General features: G+C 57.6%; 24 protein-coding genes. 12 read left to right on the forward strand and 12 right to left on the reverse strand.

Translation table 11 applies throughout. The features are described 5' to 3' along the window. Window positions 1-2: 2 nt before the first annotated feature. From hisD to NAT21_RS09405, 11 genes are all read right to left on the reverse strand, one after another. Entirely contained in the window at window positions 3-1,331 is a 1,329-nt protein-coding gene (hisD, locus tag NAT21_RS09355; RefSeq protein ID WP_250937648.1) for a histidinol dehydrogenase, read from the reverse strand. Further along, window positions 1,328-1,993, reverse strand: coding sequence for an ATP phosphoribosyltransferase (gene hisG, locus NAT21_RS09360; RefSeq protein ID WP_250937649.1), 666 nt, complete (start codon window positions 1,991-1,993; stop codon window positions 1,328-1,330). The genes hisD and hisG overlap by 4 nt, the downstream gene beginning before the upstream one ends. A gap of 42 nt (window positions 1,994-2,035) precedes the next feature. Next, the gene (murA, locus tag NAT21_RS09365) at window positions 2,036-3,295 is read right to left on the reverse strand and encodes a UDP-N-acetylglucosamine 1-carboxyvinyltransferase (protein WP_250937650.1); all 1,260 of its coding nucleotides are present in this window, start codon (window positions 3,293-3,295) and stop codon (window positions 2,036-2,038) included. 30 nt (window positions 3,296-3,325) lie between these two features. Next, window positions 3,326-3,571, reverse strand: coding sequence for a BolA family protein (locus tag NAT21_RS09370; RefSeq protein WP_250937652.1), 246 nt, complete (start codon window positions 3,569-3,571; stop codon window positions 3,326-3,328). A gap of 106 nt (window positions 3,572-3,677) precedes the next feature. Continuing rightward, window positions 3,678-4,004: an STAS domain-containing protein gene (locus NAT21_RS09375; RefSeq protein ID WP_250937658.1), complete on the reverse strand. Its 327-nt coding sequence runs from the start codon at window positions 4,002-4,004 to the stop codon at window positions 3,678-3,680. Then, a complete protein-coding gene (locus NAT21_RS09380; protein ID WP_250937661.1) occupies window positions 3,997-4,650 on the reverse strand; it encodes an MlaC/ttg2D family ABC transporter substrate-binding protein in 654 nt (217 codons plus the stop codon). Before NAT21_RS09380 ends, NAT21_RS09375 begins: the two co-directional genes overlap by 8 nt. Window positions 4,651-4,699: 49 nt before the next feature. Continuing rightward, window positions 4,700-5,164 carry an outer membrane lipid asymmetry maintenance protein MlaD gene (gene mlaD, locus NAT21_RS09385; RefSeq protein WP_250937663.1) on the reverse strand — a complete coding sequence of 155 codons (465 nt, stop codon included), beginning with the start codon at window positions 5,162-5,164 and terminating at the stop codon, window positions 4,700-4,702. After that, window positions 5,164-5,940: a lipid asymmetry maintenance ABC transporter permease subunit MlaE gene (gene mlaE / locus NAT21_RS09390; RefSeq protein WP_250937665.1), complete on the reverse strand. Its 777-nt coding sequence runs from the start codon at window positions 5,938-5,940 to the stop codon at window positions 5,164-5,166. The genes mlaD and mlaE overlap by 1 nt, the downstream gene beginning before the upstream one ends. After that, window positions 5,937-6,767: an ABC transporter ATP-binding protein gene (locus NAT21_RS09395; protein ID WP_250937667.1), complete on the reverse strand. Its 831-nt coding sequence runs from the start codon at window positions 6,765-6,767 to the stop codon at window positions 5,937-5,939. The genes mlaE and NAT21_RS09395 overlap by 4 nt, the downstream gene beginning before the upstream one ends. A 169-nt stretch (window positions 6,768-6,936) precedes the next feature. Beyond that, window positions 6,937-7,404: a putative molybdenum carrier protein gene (locus NAT21_RS09400; protein ID WP_250937668.1), complete on the reverse strand. Its 468-nt coding sequence runs from the start codon at window positions 7,402-7,404 to the stop codon at window positions 6,937-6,939. Window positions 7,405-7,437: 33 nt separating this feature from the next. Then, window positions 7,438-8,313, reverse strand: a complete 876-nt coding sequence (locus NAT21_RS09405) for a mechanosensitive ion channel family protein (RefSeq protein WP_250937669.1) — start codon at window positions 8,311-8,313, stop codon at window positions 7,438-7,440. 493 nt (window positions 8,314-8,806) lie between these two features. On the opposite strand from NAT21_RS09405, the gene NAT21_RS09410 reads away from it, so the two are divergent. The 11 genes from NAT21_RS09410 (at window position 8,807) to mgtE (ending at window position 17,285) form a co-directional block, all read left to right on the forward strand. Beyond that, window positions 8,807-9,787, forward strand: a complete 981-nt coding sequence (locus NAT21_RS09410; protein WP_250937670.1) for a KpsF/GutQ family sugar-phosphate isomerase — start codon at window positions 8,807-8,809, stop codon at window positions 9,785-9,787. A gap of 67 nt (window positions 9,788-9,854) precedes the next feature. Then, on the forward strand, window positions 9,855-10,448 hold the full coding sequence (locus NAT21_RS09415) for a KdsC family phosphatase (RefSeq protein ID WP_250937671.1): 594 nt from the start codon (window positions 9,855-9,857) through the stop codon (window positions 10,446-10,448). Window positions 10,449-10,450: 2 nt separating this feature from the next. Further along, window positions 10,451-11,026 carry an LPS export ABC transporter periplasmic protein LptC gene (gene lptC / locus NAT21_RS09420; protein ID WP_250937672.1) on the forward strand — a complete coding sequence of 192 codons (576 nt, stop codon included), beginning with the start codon at window positions 10,451-10,453 and terminating at the stop codon, window positions 11,024-11,026. Between the two features lie 24 nt (window positions 11,027-11,050). Next, window positions 11,051-11,587 (forward strand): lipopolysaccharide transport periplasmic protein LptA, encoded by a 537-nt coding sequence (lptA, locus tag NAT21_RS09425; RefSeq protein WP_250937675.1) that lies wholly within the window; start codon window positions 11,051-11,053, stop codon window positions 11,585-11,587. Window positions 11,588-11,593: 6 nt separating this feature from the next. Next, window positions 11,594-12,319, forward strand: coding sequence for an LPS export ABC transporter ATP-binding protein (gene lptB / locus NAT21_RS09430; RefSeq protein ID WP_250937681.1), 726 nt, complete (start codon window positions 11,594-11,596; stop codon window positions 12,317-12,319). Window positions 12,320-12,440: 121 nt separating this feature from the next. Next, window positions 12,441-13,874 carry an RNA polymerase factor sigma-54 gene (locus tag NAT21_RS09435; protein WP_250937683.1) on the forward strand — a complete coding sequence of 478 codons (1,434 nt, stop codon included), beginning with the start codon at window positions 12,441-12,443 and terminating at the stop codon, window positions 13,872-13,874. 81 nt (window positions 13,875-13,955) lie between these two features. Continuing rightward, entirely contained in the window at window positions 13,956-14,258 is a 303-nt protein-coding gene (hpf, locus tag NAT21_RS09440) for a ribosome hibernation-promoting factor, HPF/YfiA family (protein ID WP_250937696.1), read from the forward strand. A gap of 12 nt (window positions 14,259-14,270) precedes the next feature. Beyond that, on the forward strand, window positions 14,271-14,738 hold the full coding sequence (ptsN, locus tag NAT21_RS09445; protein WP_250937697.1) for a PTS IIA-like nitrogen regulatory protein PtsN: 468 nt from the start codon (window positions 14,271-14,273) through the stop codon (window positions 14,736-14,738). Between the two features lie 10 nt (window positions 14,739-14,748). Then, a complete protein-coding gene (gene rapZ / locus NAT21_RS09450) occupies window positions 14,749-15,642 on the forward strand; it encodes an RNase adapter RapZ (protein ID WP_250937698.1) in 894 nt (297 codons plus the stop codon). Continuing rightward, the gene (locus tag NAT21_RS09455) at window positions 15,629-15,898 is read left to right on the forward strand and encodes an HPr family phosphocarrier protein (protein ID WP_250937699.1); all 270 of its coding nucleotides are present in this window, start codon (window positions 15,629-15,631) and stop codon (window positions 15,896-15,898) included. Before rapZ ends, NAT21_RS09455 begins: the two co-directional genes overlap by 14 nt. 31 nt (window positions 15,899-15,929) lie before the next feature. Further along, complete coding sequence (mgtE, locus tag NAT21_RS09460; protein WP_250937702.1) at window positions 15,930-17,285, forward strand: magnesium transporter; 1,356 nt, start codon at window positions 15,930-15,932, stop codon at window positions 17,283-17,285. Window positions 17,286-17,355: 70 nt separating this feature from the next. On the opposite strand, the gene pmbA is transcribed toward mgtE, so the two are convergent. After that, on the reverse strand, window positions 17,356-18,693 hold the full coding sequence (pmbA, locus tag NAT21_RS09465) for a metalloprotease PmbA (protein WP_250937703.1): 1,338 nt from the start codon (window positions 18,691-18,693) through the stop codon (window positions 17,356-17,358). Between the two features lie 69 nt (window positions 18,694-18,762). Between pmbA and yjgA the strand changes: the two genes are divergently transcribed. Beyond that, window positions 18,763-19,269, forward strand: coding sequence for a ribosome biogenesis factor YjgA (gene yjgA, locus NAT21_RS09470; protein WP_250937704.1), 507 nt, complete (start codon window positions 18,763-18,765; stop codon window positions 19,267-19,269). The last annotated feature ends 7 nt before the right edge of the window (window positions 19,270-19,276 follow it).

The raw sequence follows: 19,276 nt of genomic DNA on the forward strand, positions 1-19,276 counted from the left end.
GATTACCGGTCACCATCCGGGTTCAAACGATTTTCCGCAGCCCGGGCATGAGCTGTCAGGGATTCGCCACGCGCAAGCACCGAAGCGATCCGGCCCAGCCGATCGGCCCCCTCGGCGGAGCAGTGAATCAGGGAAGATCGTTTCTGGAAGTCATATACGCCCAGCGGCGACGAAAACCGTGCGGTACCCGAGGTAGGCAGGACATGGTTCGGCCCGGCGCAATAATCTCCCAGCACCTCGGCCGTGTAGGATCCCATGAAGATGGCACCGGCATGCCGCACCTGATCAACCCACGATTCCGGAGAGGCAACCGACAACTCCAGGTGCTCCGGCGCAATGCGATTGATCAATTCAACGGCCTGCTCCGGACCATCAACCCGAACCAGAGCTCCCCGACCTGCCAGTGAGGCGCGAATGATGGATTCTCGCTCCATGGTCGGCAACAGGCGCTCGATGCTGGCCTGAACCTCATCCAGATGAGCGGCGTCCCAGCTGACCAGAATGGCCTGGGCATCTTCATCATGCTCTGCCTGGGAAAACAGATCCATGGCAAGCCAGTCCGCAGAGGTACTGCCATCGGATACAACCAGTATTTCGGAAGGCCCGGCAATCATGTCAATGCCGACCTGGCCAAATACTGCGCGTTTGGCTGTCGCTACATAAATATTGCCCGGCCCGACAATCTTGTCGACCCGCGGAACCGTTTCTGTACCGTAGGCCAGTGCAGCTACCGCCTGAGCCCCCCCGATGGTAAACACCTGCTGCACGCCGGCCACGAAGGCGGCCGCCAGCACCAGCTCATTGATGACACCATCCGGAGTCGGCACCACCATAATGATATCGGCCACTCCAGCCACATGGGCAGGCACTACATTCATCAATACCGATGAGGGATAGGCCGCCTTGCCACCCGGGACATATACCCCGACGCGGTCAAGCGGCGTTACCTTCTGACCGAGCATGGTGCCGTCGGCCTCCTCGTACTGCCACGATGATGGCTTCTGCCGCTCGTGATAGCTACGGATGCGCTCTGCCGCCTGATCCAGCGCATTACGCTGCGCCGAATCAATCGCCTCATAGGCCTGAGCCAGGCGCGCCTGATCAAGGGTCAATGACGTCATGTCCGCCACATCTACCCGGTCAAAGCGGTTGGTCAGCTCGACCAGCGCTGCATCACCCTGACGCCGCACGGCCTGGATGATGTCACTGACGCGGGTCTGAACCTCCGCATCGGAAACGCCTTCCCAGTCAAGCAGCGCATCAAGTGCTATTGAAAAATCATCATCCCGGGCATCAAGGCGGGCCAGAACGGCAGCCTGTGTCGTACTCATGACTCCACCTCCTGCAACCGGGCTTCACTACGGGCCTGAACGGCGTCACGCAACCGGTCGATCAAGGGCTTCAGGCGTTCGTGCTGCATGGTCATTGAAGCCTTGTTGACTACCAGACGCGTACTGATGTCGGCAATCAATTCACGAGGCGCCATGCCATTGGCACGCAGCGTATTGCCGGTATCCACGATATCGACGATTTCATCGGCCAGATTCATCAATGGCGCCAGCTCCATCGCGCCATACAGTTTGATGACTTCCGCCTGGATTCCTTGAGAGGCGTAGTAACGACGCGCCACATTGACAAACTTGGTCGCGACGCGCCGGCGCGCCCGGCTGGGCGTATTGCCGACAACACCCGCCGTCATCAGCCGACAGCGTGCAATATCCAGATCGAGAGGCTCGTACAGACCGTCACCACCATGCTCCATAAGCACATCCCTGCCTGCCACACCCAGATCCGCCGCGCCCAGCTGGACGTAGGTCGGCACATCTGTCGCGCGAATCACCACCAGACGCACATCCGGGTGATGAGTTTCAAACAGAAGCTTTCGGCTCCGACTGATATCCTCGACCGGCTCGATACCTGCACTGGCCAGCAGTGGCAGGGTTTCTTCCAGAATGCGCCCCTTGGAGAGCGCGATCGTCAACGGTGTGCTCATAACCTCACTATCGCGATATCACTTCATCGCCCATCAGTCGTGTCAGCGAGGCACACGTCGAATACGTGCACCCAGTAATTGCAGTTTTTCTTCAATGCATTCGTAACCGCGATCAATATGATAGATCCGGTCAACCACGGTTTCGCCTTCGGCCAGCATGGCTGCAATCACCAGACTGGCAGAAGCCCGGAGATCCGTCGCCATGACCGGCGCCCCGGAGAGAGACTCTACCCCGGTGACAATCGCGGTATTGCCTTCCAGCGCAATATCCGCCCCCATGCGAACCAGTTCCTGCACGTGCATGAACCGATTTTCAAAAATGGTTTCAGTCACATGCCCGACCCCTTCGGCCACCGCATTCAGGGCCACGAACTGAGCCTGCATGTCGGTCGGAAAGGCAGGATACGGCGCCGTGCGAATATTCACTGCCTTTGGCCGACGTCCCTGCATGTCCAGGGTAATCCAGCCCTCGCCGGTCTCGATTACTGCCCCGGCCTCTTCAAGCTTGGCCAGTACGGATTCGAGGATATCTGCCCGAGTATCACGTACCTTGACCCGGCCGCGTGACGCCGCCGCCGCGACCAGAAAGGTGCCGGTCTCGATACGGTCTGGCATGACGTCATAATGACAGCCATGCAGTGCCGGCTGACCTTCAATCGTGATGGTACTGGTACCATGACCGGAGATTCGGGCTCCCATGGCAATCAGGCACTCGGCCAGATCCACCACTTCCGGCTCTCGGGCAGCATTTTCGAGCACGGTTTGCCCATCTGCCAGTGACGCCGCCATCAAAAGGTTTTCCGTTCCGGTCACCGTCACGGTATCCATGATGATATGGGCACCTTTCAACCGGCCATCGGTACGGGCACGAATATAGCCCTTCTCGACCCGAATATCTGCGCCCATGGCCTGCAGGCCACGGATATGAAGGTCAACCGGCCGAGAACCAATGGCACAGCCACCAGGCAGTGATACGTCAGCTTCACCGTAATGAGCCAGCAAGGGACCGAGCACCAGAATGGAAGCGCGCATCTTCTTGACCAGATCATAGGGCGCGTGACAGTCGCGGACACGACCACCCAGCTGGATGGACATCTTTTCGCCCATGACAGGCTCAATGCCCATTCGCCCGAGGAGCTCAAGCGTCGTGGTAATATCCTGCAGATGTGGCAGGTTACCGATGGTTATATGTTCTGCGGTCAACAGTGTGGCGGCAAGAATCGGCAAGGCCGAGTTCTTGGCTCCGGAGGTCCACACTTCGCCCTCCAGCGGCACGCCACCATTGATAATCAATTTATCCATGCGTAAAAAACGCCCTTGTTTCGTCAGGGTTCAGGCCTTGCCGGCCTCTTCCCACTGCTGAGGGGTATAGGTTCGAATCGTAATGGCATGGAGAGCGCCACTGGCGATTTCATCAGCCAGTGCGGCGTAAATCAGCTGCTGACTCTTGAGGCGTGACAATCCTTCAAAGGGAGCACCAACGGCTTCTACCTGAAAATTGCACCCTTCGCCCTGAATATGAAAGTCACAGTCATCGATCCGTGATTCCAACAGCGCCTTGACTTCCTGTGGCTGCATGATTGCTCCCGTACTGGTTTAATGAATGGGCATATCATAAATGAAAAGATGGCCCGAGTGCGATGCACCCGGGCCATCTGATGAAACAATGATCAGTACGTATGAGTTATACGCTGTCAAAGACCTCATCCAGCGCTGTAACGGTTGCCAGCCCTCGCAGGGTGGGCGACAGCATGACTCCCGCCACTTCCAGTGACGCGGCATTGGCCGTTCGCAGCCACTCAAGCAGCACTGAAAGGGTCGCACTGCTGGCATTGGTCACGCCTTCGGCGTCCAGCGTCAACCGACTACCCTGTTCGAGCGTCTTCAGATATTCGACCCCCTCATTGCGCAGGTCAGCGGCATGATCAAAATCCGGCGCGCCGGCAATATACAGCCGGCCATCACCGGCTGTCAGCTCGATGCCATCCCTTGAAAAGAGCGACTCAGCCATTGGCCTTCTGATCTCCCTTCTCGAGATCCACTTCCGGGGCCCAGCCGGCAATAACCGCATCGATATCCCGGTTGTTGTCACGCATGGCCTGATCGAACTGATTGCGGAAAGTCAGCCCCAGATTGATGCCGTTGACAACCACGTTGACGACCCGCCATTCGCCGCTACGCTGCTTGAGCGTATAGGACACCGGATAGACTTCGCCACTTTCGGCCACGACTTTCATGTCGACGTTGGCCTGGTTTTCATAACGCTGGGTATCCTGATTTTCCGGCACCTCAAGCGTCTTGTAATTGAACGTCACCAGCCCCTTGGCATAGGTATCAAGCAGGGTCTTCTTGAAGACACCGGCAAACTTCGAGCGCTGCTCCGGGGTGGCTGCGCGGAAGTACTTGCCCATCACGCTTGCACCGACATAGTTGAAATCAACGATCGGGCTGACGGTACTGTCAACCAGTTGCTTCAACTCATCCTCGTGCTGGCGATAATACTGCTGACGTCCCTCAAGCTTGCTCATCAATGCCTTGGCATTGTCGCGAATCAGGGTTTCAGGGCTATCCTGTGCGGCCTGTGCATTGATGGCCATCAATGCCGTCATGCACACCACACACCACGTCATGATCCGGGTCAGTATTGTCCGTTGCATCTTCTGATCTCCTTGTCGTCCGGCACATGCCGAAAATACGTTTTACACGTCAACTCTTGCTGAAGTTCGACACCAGTTGCTGGATAAGTTCTTCCAGCACCAGCGCCTGCTGGGTATCCTTGATCGTTCCACCATCCTGCAGCATGTCCGGCGAACCGCCCATTGTCAGACCGATGTACTGCTCGCCAAGAAGCCCGGAAGTCAGAATGGCCGCCGTTGTATCCTCGGACAGCTTGTCCTTCAGATCATCATCCACCGCCAGAGTCACGCGGGCGTCATACCACTTGGGGTCAAGCGAGATATCGGTGACATGGCCTACCGTAACGCCCGCCATGGTCACGCGAGAGCGCTCCTTCAAACCGCCGATATTGCTGAAGTTTGCATACAGGGTGTAGGTATCATTGGCCCGCGACAGGGACAGCCCGCTGACCTGCAGCCCCAGAAATACCAGCCCCAGAAAGCCTGCCACGACAAACACACCCACACCACATTCAAGCCATTTACTGCGCTTCATTAAATATCTCCAAACATCAAGGCAGTAAGGATAAAGTCCAGACCCAGCACTGCAAGAGAACCATAGACCACGGTGCGCGTTGTGGCCCGCGATATGCCTTCGGACGTCGGCTCGAGATCATAGCCCTGAAAGACCGCAATCCAGGTAACCACCAGAGCAAACACCACACTTTTCAACATGCCGTTGAGAATATCGTCCGTGAACATGACACTGCTTTGCATGGTGCTCCAGAACGAACCGGAATACACACCCAGCCAGTCCACGCCCACCAGGTAGCCGCCAAGGATGCCTACCACACTGAAAAACACCGTCAATACCGGCAGCGATATGAACCCGGCCCAGAGCCTGGGAGCAATAACGCGTTTCAGCGGATCCACACCAATCATTTCCATGCTGGTCAACTGCTCGGTCGCCTTCATCAGGCCAATCTCGGCCGTGAGCGCCGATCCGGCACGCCCGGCAAACAACAGCGCTGTCACGACAGGGGCCAGTTCACGCAGAAGCGACATTGCCACCATCTGCCCCAGTGCCTCCTCGGCACTGAACCCGACCAGCACCACATACCCCTGCAGTGCCAGCACCATGCCGATAAAGGTACCGGACACAACCACAATCGGGAGGGACAGCACGCCGATGAAATGGATCTGCGCCAACAGCAGCTTCAACCCGCCACGCACGGGAAGACGTAACCCCATCACCAGGAAAATAACCGAACGACCCAGCGATTCCAGCGTTTTAAGCGTCACTCCGCCAAGTCGTGATAATTGATGCATCATGACCTGCCCCTTTTACCGGTATCACTGCCCTTGAGCATGTCATTGCGAAAGCTGGTGTGGGTCGGATAATGAAACGGCACCGGCCCGTCAGGTTCACCATGAACAAACTGGCTGACTCGCGGGTCTTGCTCGGTGGCAAGCTCGTCTGGTGTGCCCTTGGCCATCACACGACCATCGGAAATAACGTACACATAGTCCGCAATGGTCAGTGTTTCCTTGATGTCATGAGAAACCACCACCGCTGTCATGTCGAACGCCTGATTCAACTGACGAATCAGCTTGACCAGCACTCCCATGGAAATTGGATCCTGGCCGACAAACGGCTCGTCATACATGATCAAATCCGGATCCAGCGCGATGGCACGCGCCAGTGCAACCCGTCGCGTCATCCCGCCGGAAAGCTCCGACGGCATCAGATGATTGGCACCCCGCAACCCTACTGCCTGCAGCTTGATCAGGGTCAGGTCGCGGATCATGGATTCAGGAAGATCGGTATGCACACGCAGGGGAAAGGCCACGTTTTCAAAGACGGACAGATCAGAGAAAAGCGCGCCGCTTTGAAACAGCATTCCCATGCGTCGGCGCATGCGAAAAAGCTCCGGGCGAGACAATCGGTGCACATTGCGCTCGGCAATATGTACCGTGCCTGCGTCCGGCGTCAGCTGTCCGCCCATCAGCTTCAGCAGCGTAGTCTTGCCCGTACCGCTTGGGCCCATGATGGCGGTGATCTTCCCACGCGGGATCGACAAATTGACCCCGGAAAAGATTTGGCGACCGCTTCGCGAAAAGCTCAGGTCAGCCACCTCTACCAGATTCGAGTCGTTCATGGACTCCCACTATTACAAAGGATAATTATCGAACATCGTATCCTAACCCTGCACTACAGGGCCAGCCCCTACGACACACCGAGCATTACGGTAGCTTATGCCTGCCCTGGTCCAGGCAGGTAGGCATCGGCTGGGACGCTCGCGGTCATTGCGGATATGCGCGCCATCATCATCCGATGGCCTGACGAATGAAAAGGCTCATTGTCTGCTTCACATGGGTATACATTTCCGGACAGTTACCTGCACCCGGACCAGCCACATTCAATACTTCCACATTGAAGTCATTGATGAAATCGATCAACAGCGCTGCAGCCTGATCAGGCATGATCAAATGTATATCGATCAGCTTGTATGGCCTGCCCTGACGAATGCAGAATAAAACCGTTGCTTCCGTGCCACCACGTACGTACGAGGCATAGAAAACAACAGTTCCATCTGCATCGATGACATTGTGCTTCGTGCGCTGTCGGTAGCCTCCGCCTATCTCAGTCAGGGGGTATATGTCGGCAAGCGGCCCGTCCTCTGCCACTCGCCCTACCGGGCAACTCCCTCCGATCGGGAACCCTGCATCAAGACCCGCATCGAGCGCCGCTCGATCGGCCCTTGTCTGCCCACCGCTTATCACCTTTGAAAGCATGTCAGCACCTGATGAAAAAGGTGTCTACGGTCATCATCTCCAGGGCGTGTCATCCCGCTGACTGGTCAGTGACAGTGGGTCCTTGAACGTAAGCGTTCGGTACGGGAACGGAATCTCGACGCCCGCCTCGTCCAGCGCATACTTGATAGCCGTCACGACCCTGTCTCTGCTTTTATGCATATGAATCGGCTCCGACTCCGCCCACCACCGCACGGTAAAATCAAGCGATGATGAATTGAACTCACGTGCATAAACTTCGATACCGCGCTGCTGATCGATGTCCTCGACCTTTTCAAGGGCGCTGGTAATTACCTGACGCGCCCTGTCGACATCTTCACTGTAGGCCACACCCACTACCAGATCGAAACGGCGAACGGCCAGATCCGTCACGACATAGACAGGATTCTTGAAAAGAAAGCTGTTGGGGAGCAGCACCAGCTGACCATCGGTTTTACGAAGATAGGTTTCCCGCACCGTAATCTGCTCAACACGTCCGCTAACGCCTTCGCATTCCACGAAGTCATTAATGCGCATCGGCTTGCGCAGCATGATAAGAACACCGGCAAAAAAGTTTTCAAAGATATCCTTGAAGGCGAGCCCCACTGCAACCGACCCCAGCCCGAGAGCAGTCAGCATCTTGCCCGGTGTAAGGCTTGGAAAGATTATGGTTACCGCCACCAGCGACCCTATTATCCATACCGTCACCTTGCTCAGGCTGATAAACAGGTCACGTAGTGAGCGACGAATTCTGGCATTCTTCAAGGACCCTCGGATAACAACAGTCAGAATGGCTGACACGCACCAGGTAATCAAAAGGGCAACCAGCGCGACCACCAGCAGGGGAAGCATATCAATGAAACCAAGCCACATGCTTCGAGCCTGCTGATAAAGTGGTTCAACAAATCTCATTTTCATACTCCCCAAGTCATACCGGCCGGTTCCCGTACACGCCCTGGCACAACGATGAAATACGCTGCCCCCTGTCACGGTCTTCACCTCTTCACCGAGAGTGCATCCGTTGCAACATCCAATAGCCTGCGATGGCTGCCAGCCTGAAGACATCATCAAGGCCTGCACCGCGTAAAAGACAAAGGATAGTAGCAACCCGGGAAGAGAAAGCAGTCACCTCCATCCCGCAGGCACATACGGCATCAGTACCAGACGGGCTCGGCAACATGATACATCAACGATACCTGATTAAACCGGGATTGCGCGGCGATGCAAGAAGGCCGAAAGCGGGTCGGACTGACAGCCTGACAGTGCACCAGCCACGCGCACACTGTTGACCTCATATGCTAAAAACGTGCAATGGTTGCACAACGGGGGCCGCACCCGTTTAATAAGTGCCCTGGTTTACTCGGCCTGATGAGGCCACTTCTCGTACCATGCCGCTGGATTTTTCATGTCAGATACCGATGCTTTACCCTTTATAGACAGTGGCCGGCGCACGCTGGCTACTGAACGGGACGCCATCAACGGACTCATCGACACCCTGGATCATCACTTTGCTTCAGCCTGTGCGCTGATGCTTGAGTGCAAGGGCCGAATCGTCGTCACCGGCATGGGCAAGTCAGGTCATGTCGCGCACAAGATTGCAGCCACACTTGCCAGTACCGGCACGCCGGCCTTTTTCATGCACCCGGGTGAAGCCAGCCATGGCGATCTGGGAATGCTGACCGCCAGCGATCTGCTACTGGCACTATCCAATTCAGGCGAAACGGCCGAAGTAACGGCGTTGCTGCCGGTACTGAAGCGACGGGGCCTGACCATGATCGCCATGACAGGCAGAAACGATTCCTCGCTGGCCCGCCACGCAGATATCCACCTGACCATCAGCATCGAAAAGGAAGCGTGTCCGCTCAATCTGGCGCCCACCTCATCAACCACTGCCGCACTGGCGATGGGAGATGCGTTGGCCATTGCACTGCTGGAGGCTCGGGGATTCAGTGTCGAGGATTTCGCCCTCTCCCACCCGGGTGGCAGCCTGGGCAAGCGGCTGCTGCTCAAGGTCAGCGACGTCATGCATCAGGGAGAACGGCTTCCAAGCGTCACGCTGGGTGCCAGCCTGAGTGATGCGCTGGAAGAGATTTCCAGAAAGGGGCTGGGATTTACCTGTGTCGTGGATGAACATGGCACATTGTGCGGGGTCTATACTGACGGCGATCTGCGACGCACCATTGATCATCATGACAACCTTCGTGCCCTGAGCATCGACGATGTCATGACCCGGGGAGGACACACGACCTCGCCTGATTTGCTGGCCGCGCGGGCACTCAATCTGATGGAAACCTGCCGCATCACCGCGTTGGCCGTCGTGGATGAGGCTCATCGTCCCGTGGGCGTATTGCATATGCACGACCTCCTGACCCATGGTGTTGTCTAGAAGGAAGGACGCCGCACGCTTATTTCACGCTGTGCCCATCGGGCACGGCACGGTATACGGAATTGATATGTCACATTGGCTCGATACACCCGCCTGCAGCAAGGCGGCCAGGCTTCGTCTTCTGGCACTGGATGTGGATGGTGTACTCAGCGACGGCAGGCTCCTCTATACAAGTGATCACCAGGAAATCAAGGCGTTTCACGTTCATGACGGCGTGGGGATCAAGGCCCTGCAGCGACTCGGTATTCAGGTGGCCATCATTACCGGCCGTCGCTCGCCCATGGTTGAGCGGCGCTGCAACGAGCTGGGCATCGATCATCTGATCATGGGCCGGGACGACAAGTGGGCTGCCCTGCAGGAGTTGACTCGCCAATTGGGCATCGACATTACAGAGACAGGGTACTGCGGTGATGACCTGCCGGACCTGGAAGCCATCCATCGTGCAGGCCTGGGCGCAAGCGTGCCCAATGCACCGGACTACATCCAGCAGGCAGCGGATATGGTAACCACCCGAAGCGGTGGCCAGGGAGCTGTCAGGGAGCTCTGCGAATTCATCATCAACGCCCAGGGACGCTGGAACGAGGTACTGACCCATTATCACGTGGAGGACGCCGCCTCAATACCACCCGGCACGACCTCCAGCCAGTACATGGGGGAATAATCATGCGCTCCCTGCTCTCACGGATCTCCCCACGGCTCTGGTTTATCCTGATCCTGCTGATTGCCGGCGGCGTCATGGCCTGGATCGAACAGCGCGACCGGGCAAACGACACCGACACCTCGCTCGGCAGCCAGCAGGAAGCCCCCGACTACTATGCAGAAGGGGCTACCTATACTCGCTATAATGATCAGGGGGAAATCTACCAGACCCTGGCCTCGCCACGGATAACTCACACGCCGAATGATGACATGACGCATGCAGAAACGCCGGAACTGACCTGGACAGCCTCCGGTGGCGACGTCTGGCACGGCCGCGGTGATACCGGCCAGGTGGAAGGCAACGGTGAGCACATCACCCTCTCCGGTCATGCACGCCTGCGACAGCCTGACAATGACTGGACGCTTTCCACCGACACCCTGCACTACACACAGCAGGACCAGCACGCCTGGAGCGATGTAACCTCAACGTTTACCCAGGAAAACCAGACCACGACATCGAACCGGTTTGACGCCTGGATTGATCAGGACAGGGCCGTACTGGAAGGCGACGTCAAGGGCAATTACCCGCCCTCCCGGTAACAGCATTACTGACAAGGACTATTCATGATATTGCGCACTCCCCTTCGGCTGGCCGGTGGCCTGACCCTGGCGCTACTGGCTCACCAGGCGCTGGCTCTCCCCTCTGACGCCAGCAAGCCCATCCACATCAGTGCCGACAAGCTGAACCTTGACGACAAGGCCGGCACGGCGGTGTATACCGGCAACGTCGACATGACGCAGGGTACCATGCTGCTCAAGGCCAACCGCGTTGACATACAGCGTGGCAACAATGGCAATGTCTCCCGGGTTACCGCCATCGGTCAGGGTGAGCGCGCCTACCTGGAACAGAAACCCAATCCGCAGGACAGCAAGGTGCAGGGATGGGGTGACAAGGTCATTTATCACGCCGACACCCGTCGCGTGGAATTGATAGGCAATGCCAAACTGATCCAGAGTCCGGACACCTTCAATGGCGCCTACGTCGAGTACTTCCTCGATCGCCGTCAGGTCAATGCGCGAGGCGGCAAGCCAAGCAGTTCGGACAGCAGCGACCAGCGCGTGGAAATGACACTGAACCCGCAAAACAGTCAGAGCCAGTAATTCGCCATGAAAACACTGTCAGTGGCCCACCTGGCCAAAAGCTTCAAGGGCCGTCGTGTCGTCCATGACATCAGCCTCACGATTCGTCAGGGCGAGATTGTCGGCCTGCTTGGTCCAAACGGTGCCGGCAAGACCACCTCGTTTTACATGATTGTAGGGCTGGTGCAGGCAGATGCCGGCACGATCATCATTGATGACCGTGACCTGTCCCGCCTGCCCATGCACCAACGGGCCCGCGAAGGCATTGGTTACCTCCCGCAGGAAGCCTCCATCTTTCGCAAGCTGAGCGTTGCCGACAATATCATGGCCATTCTCGAAACCCGACGCGATCTTGACAAGGCAGGCCGGCGTGCAAGGCTTGAAGAACTACTGCAGGAATTCAATGTCACGCACATCAGGGATAACCAGGGCATGGCACTATCGGGCGGAGAACGTCGACGCGTCGAAATTGCCCGCGCGCTGGCCACCGAGCCGGATTTCATCCTGCTGGATGAACCCTTTGCCGGCGTGGACCCGATCTCGGTCGGTGACATCAAAAGCATCATTCGCCAGCTGAAGGCGCGCGGCATTGGGGTGCTGATCACCGATCATAACGTACGCGAAACGCTGGATATCTGTGACAACGCCTACATCGTGGGCAGCGGTCAGATCATCGCAGAAGGCGATACGCCATCCATCCTGGCCAACCAGCATGTCCGCGACGTCTACCTTGGGCATGAATTCAGATTGTGATGTCAGTCAGGCCAAGGATCTCATACCCTGGCATGAAAATTGCTTCAAATAGTGTTTTTTGACTTGCACGTCCCGCCAGGTCTCGATAGCGTAATCACGGACTTGTGACGACCGGGATCGTATGACGATGAAACCATCCTTGCAGCTCAGGGTCGGCGCTCACCTCACCATGACGCCGCAACTGCAGCAGGCCATTCACCTGCTGCAACTCTCGACGCTGGACTTGCGTCAGGAAATACAGCAGGCACTGGACAGCAACCCCATGCTTGAGCAGGAAGACCTGTTCGATGAGTGCGCCAGCCCAGCCGACAATGATGATGACTGGCAGGAAAGCATTCCCGACGAACTGTCTCAGGACAGCAGCTGGGAAGACAGTTTTCAGGATGCTTCCCTTGGCAGTCTGAGCAGCAGCGTCGCGCCTGCCGGCGAGTCCGATATCGAGCGCAACACCTCGGAGGATACCCTTCAGCAGCATGTTGAATGGCAGGTCATGATGCTGGACCTGGATGACCAGCAACGCGCCATTGCCGAACGATTGATTGATGCACTGGACCCCAATGGCCTGATTGCCCAGCCTCTCGAGGACATCACGGAGGGCCTGCGCGCCCAGGGGTTCGAGTCCCTGAGCGTTGCCGACGTGGAACGTACTGCCATCATGCTCCAACAGTGTGAACCGGCCGGTCTGTTTGCCAGAGACCTGCGCGAGTGCCTGTTGCTTCAGCTTGATCAACTTCCTCAGGACACTCCCCTGCTGGCTCAGGCACGCCGGTTGATTCGCCAGTTCCTTGAAGCCCTGGGCAACGGTGATACAAAGCTTCTGAAACGCCGGCTGGGCATCGATGATGAGAGTCTTGAACGAATCACATGCCTGATCAAGGCACTGGATCCACATCCCGGCCGTCAGTTCGACAGTACCAGCCACCAGTACGTTATTCCTGACCTGATTCTACGCCACAGCACACGCCATGGCTGGCAGGTCGAGCTCAATGAAGATGCGCTGCCGCGTCTTCGGCTGAATCCGGACTATAGCAGCCTGGTACGTCGTGCCGATAAAAGTGATGACAATACCTTTTTCAAGCAGCACCTCCAAGAAGCGCGCTGGTTCATCAAGAGCATCGCCAGTCGCAATGACACCCTTCTTCGCGTGGGTCGCGAGATCATGGCCCGCCAGCATCGGTATATCGACATGGGGGAAGAAGGCCTGAAACCGCTGACCCTGTCCGACATTGCAGGCGCTGTCGACATGCACGAATCCACCATCTCGCGGGTGACGACACAAAAATTCATCCATACTCCCCGCGGAGTGGTCGAACTCAAGCTATTCTTTTCAAGTCAGGTAGGGGGAAGTGGGGAAGGAGACGCCCACTCCGGCGCCGCCATTCGCGCCAGGATTCGCAAATACGTCAGTGAAGAGCCCACAAGGCGCCCCCTGTCCGATGCCCGGCTGGTTGAATTGCTCGATGACCAGGGCATCAAGGTGGCACGTCGCACTGTCGCCAAGTACCGTGAAGCGCTGGGTATACCATCTTCCAGCGAACGTCGGAAAATGGCCTGAATGACGCCGGAAAGACAAGGCTTTGCCTGACAGTAAAAAAGGTTACAATCCAGTATTCATCCGTGGGAAAAGGAGTACGCCATGCAGGTCAATATCACTGGTCATCACGTCGAACTGACAGACGCACTCAGAGAATACATCAACCAGAAACTTTCTCGACTGGAACGCCATTACGACAACATCACCAATGTCCAGGTGACCCTTTCCGTCGAAAAGGAACGCAAGCTTGCTGCCTGCACCCTGCACGCCAGCGGCGCCGACCTGCACGGCGACGCTTCCCACGAAGACATGTATGCCGCCATTGATGCGCTGGCCGACAAGCTGGACCGCCAGCTGGTCAAGCACAAGGAAAAGGCACAGGCACGCGCCCAGGGCGCTCGTTGAGATCCTGGTACTATGAAGCTTGATCAACTCCTTCCGCCCGAACGCACGCTGTTTGATGTTCAGGGCGGAAGCAAAAAAAGGGTGCTGGAATTTTTCAGCACCTTTATCGCTCAGAATATTCCCAGTCTGGATGATCAGGAGGTCTTTTCACGCCTGATCGGTCGCGAGCGGCTGGGCAGTACCGGTGTGGGCAACGGGGTAGCCATACCCCATGCCCGCAACCCGCACTGCAAGTCGCCACTGGCCAGTTTTATCCGGCTGGCAGACCCCATCGACTTTGATGCCATCGACAACGAGCCCGTGGACCTGGTGTTTGTGCTGCTCGTGCCTGAAGAAGCCGAGGATACGCACCTGACGCTTCTGGGCCAGATTGCCGAGCTGCTCAACGACAGCGAAAACCGCAGTCGTCTTCGCCATGCAACCAGTCAACGCGAACTCCATGACACCCTGACCGATCTCATACAGCAACAACACCAATAGGGTACTCATCATGCAGCTGGTCATTATCAGTGGACGTTCCGGCTCAGGAAAGTCCATTGCCCTGCAAGCGCTCGAGGACCTGGGCTTTTATGCCATCGACAACCTGCCGGCCACCCTGCTGGCACCGTTGATCGATGAGCTGGATGCAGGCAGCGTTGGACAGCGACGCATTGCCGTCAGCATTGATGCACGCAACCTTCCGGAAGCGCTGGAGCGCTTCCCCGCGCTTCTAGCGGATCTGTCCAAACGAGTAGACAGCCAGGTGGTTTACCTGACCACGGACACAAAGGCCCTGCTGGAGCGCTATGCTGCCACCCGCCGTCGACACCCGCTGACCCGCGGCAGCCAGATGACACTGGCCGAGGCCATCGAATCCGAACAGACCTATCTGGCTGCCATTCGCAACGCCGCCGACCTGATTATCGACACGACCAGTCAGTCAGTGCACGAACTGCGTAGCCAGATTGCCACGCAGGTAGCAGACCACACCAGCCGCCAGATGACGCTGACCATCGAGTCCTTCGGATTCAAGCACGGGGTACCACTGGATGCCGATACGGTATTTGACGTGCGCTGCCTGCCTAATCCCTACTGGATACCCGCCCTGCGCAGCCATACCGGTCAGGAACAGGAGGTTGCTGCGTTTCTCGAAGACTATGACGATGTTACCGACATGTATAACGACATCGTCAAATGGCTGGAACGCTGGCTTCCCTCCTATACGGCAAGCAATCGAAGTTATTTTACCGTTGCCATTGGCTGCACAGGCGGCCAGCACCGCTCAGTCTACCTGGCAGAGCGTCTGGCCAGTCAGTTTGCCGGTCAGTATCCCTCCCTCAGGCTCCGCCATCGGGAGTTAAGCGTCCAGAAAGTTTTGAACGAGACTCCGAATGCTTCGCCGTGAACTGACGCTGACGAACAAGCGTGGCCTGCACGCCCGCGCAGCAACCCGCCTTGTTCAGTGCTGCCAGCCCTATCAGAGTTCCATTATCGTGTACCGTGGCCAGCACAGCGCCACGGCCAATAACGTGATGGCTCTCCTGATGCTGGCCGCCCCCTGTGGTACCCCGCTGACCATTGAAGTGGACGGCGATGATGAACAGGCGGCGCTCGACGCGATTGTGGCCCTGTTTGATGCCCGCTTTGACGAAGATGCCTGAACATCTCGTCCATGAATGACAAGGATCTGTCATGAGCAATGACCCGGTCGATACTGAAGACCACATGGACAGGCTGCACCGTGCCATTGACCGTCAGGCGACGGACCAGATATGGCGCCTGCTGAACAACACCATGGTTCCGGCCGAAGTTGCACATGCGCTGGAATCCAGCCCGCCACGTGAGCGCGAGGAGCTCTGGACACAGGTGGGCCCGGAAACCCAGGGCGAGGTACTGCTGTATCTTAGCGAGGAAGTCCAAGACGAGTTTCTCGATAGGATGGACGCCGCCGAGCTGCTGACGGCGACGGAAAACCTGGACACTGATGACCTTGCCGATCTACTGCAGCGCCTGCCCACGTCGTCCATCCAGCAGGTGCTGGATTCGATGGAGGCCCAGGAGCGTGAACGGGTAGAGACCGTCCTGTCCTATCCGGAGGACACGGCGGGCGGGTTGATGGATACCGATACCATCACCATACGTCCCAACATCACGCTTGACGTGGTACTGCGCTACATTCGTCGCCACGAAGAACTCCCCCAGTCTACCGATGTGCTGTGGGTCGTAACCCGTCGTGACGAACTGATCGGACGCCTGTCCATCAACAAGCTGCTGGTATGCGACCCATCCATGTCCGTGCGTGAAATCATGGATACGGACTTCATTCGACTGGATGCCCTGGCCTCACAAAATGACGTCGCCCAGCTCTTCGAGCGCCATGACCTGATTTCAGCTCCGGTACTGAATGAACGTGGCCAGCTGGTCGGTCGAATTACCATCGACGACGTGGTCGATGTCATCCGAGACAGCGCCGAACACACCGTCATGAGCATGGCCGGCCTTGACGAGGAAGACGATACCTTCGCGCCGGCCCTGCGCACCACGCGCCGGCGGGCCATATGGCTCGGCATCAATCTGCTGACGGCCTTTCTTGCCTCCTCGGTCATCGGCATGTTCGAGGGCACCATCCAGAAGATTACAGCACTGGCTGTTTTGATGCCGATCGTGGCCAGCATGGGTGGCATCGCCGGGTCTCAGACACTGACAGTCCTCATCCGCGGTATCGCACTGGGTCATGTAAAGACCAACAATGTACGCTGGCTGCTGGGACGCGAGATGATCGCCGGTATGCTCAACGGCGTGCTGTGGGCAGCGGTGGTGGCCGCGCTGGCCATTGTCTGGTTTGATGACTGGATGCTGGGAGGTGTTATTGCACTGGCCATCGTGATCAACCTGGTCGTGGCTTCCCTGACCGGCACTCTCCTGCCGGTGCTGCTCAAGCGCTTGTCGATTGACCCGGCGTTGTCTGGCAGTGTGATTCTGACCACGGTCACCGATGTTGTCGGCTTTCTTTCCTTCCTTGGGCTTGCAAGCGTCATCTATCTATAGTCGTGCCTCCCACTGCAAGAGGGCCTGCGAATGCAGGCCCTCTTGCAGTGGGAGGCACGTATCTCACCCTTCAGCCTGCGACGGTCATTCCATCGATCAGCCAACTGCCGGTATGAATGCTGCCACGGGTATCGACATCATCTCCAAGAGCCGTCAGCGCACTGAACATGCCACGCAGGTTACCTGCAATGGTGAACTCCTCGATCGGGCCTGTAATCTGCCCGTTCTCGACCAGAAACCCGGATGCCCCCCGAGAGTAATCACCGGTCACCGTATTGATGCCCTGCCCCATCAGTTCAGTCACGATTACGCCTTTATCGATGCCACTGATCAGTGATGAATATTCAGTCAGCGGCGCATCGATGCGTACATTGCGAGCGCCGCCGGCATTGCCAGTCGTGACCAAATTCAGTCGGCGTGCACTGTAGGCAGACAGCATGTAGCTTGCCAGGTGGCCATCCCTGATGAAATCATTATCCCGTGTAAACACACCATCGCCATCAAAGGCAGCGCTTGACGATTCACCCGGTAACTGCGGTCGCTCTCCAAGGCTGAACCAGTCCGGAAACAGGCGATCGCCGAGTGCATCACACAAAAAGGACGCCTCGCGATAGAGTGCCCCTCCGGCAATACTGTTCAAAAAATGCCCGACCAGACCGCTGGCAACCTCGGGAGCAAACACAACCGGGAAAGTACCGGACGGCGCGCGTTTGGCACCAAGCCGGCTCAGCACCCGTTCCGCTGCCCGATGGCCAATATCTTCCGGAGCGCGCAACAGAAACGGGTGCCGACTGGAGCTGAAATCGTAGTCACGCTGCATGCCATTGTCGTCACGTGCAATCAGCACGCAGGACAGGCTGTGCCGACTCCCTCGCTGCACCCCGAGAAACCCGTGACTGTTGGCATACAGGCTGACACCCTCGCCGGTGGCGAGGCTGGCCCCTTCCGAGTTGGAGATGCCTTCGACATCAAGCCCGGCCTGCTCGCAACGTGTCGCCATGTCGATGGCTTCCTCCACGCTCAATGCCCAGGGGTGGTGTACGTCCAGATTCGGCAGGGAGGTGGCCATCAGATCAGGGTCTGCCAGCCCGGCCATGGAGTCCTCGCCGGTAAAGCGAGCAATATCCACCGCCTTCTCAACCGTTTCTCTAATCGAGCGCTCGCTGGCATCGCTGGTAGAGGCATTCCCCTTGCGCTGCCCGACATAGACGGTAATGCCAAATCCCTGATCACGTGCCAGTTCCAGCGTATCCACCTGCCCCATGCGCACATTGATATCCGTGCCCTGGCTGATGGCGGCACTCAGTTCGCAGGCCGTGGCGCCACACTGTCTGGCGTGCGCCAGGGCAAGCTCCGCCTGGCGGGTAATTGCGTCCTGCTGCGCGGCGATATCGAATGCCTGACTCATGAACGAACTCCTGATACCTGGTGCATATCGCCTGTTATACTGGCGGCACCCTGATTGACTGGATGCATCATGTCGAGCAAATTTTCTCCCGATCACGACGAATATCAAAGCAAGACCCAACGCAAGCATGCCATGGAGGCCATGCAGGCTCTGGGTCAGCGTATTCTTGACCTGCCCCGGGACCAGCAGCGGCTGGTTCCCCTGTCCGATGACATGCTGGCCGCCATTGAAGAAATGGACCGCATCTCGTCGCGCGAAGCACGACGGCGCCACATGCAGTACATCGGCAAGGTCATGCGCAACGAGGACCTGCCTGCCATCGAAGCCTGTTTCGCTGAATTCGACCGCCAGCGGCTGGCACGTGACCGGGGCTTTCACCGGCTGGAAGAATGGCGGGACCGGCTGATAGCAGAAGGCGCACCGGCCATTACTGTCTTTATCGAGCAGCACCCGAACATTGATGTGCAGCAGTTGCGACAGCTGACCCGCAACGCGCAGCGCGAGAAGGAAGCCGGCCGATCAACGGCCAGTGCCCGTAAACTGTTTCGCCTGCTGCGCGATGCCGAACTGAACTGATTGTCCC

The organism is Larsenimonas rhizosphaerae, from assembly GCF_023700005.1.
GTDB classification, from domain to species: Bacteria; Pseudomonadota; Gammaproteobacteria; order Pseudomonadales; family Halomonadaceae; genus Larsenimonas; species Larsenimonas rhizosphaerae.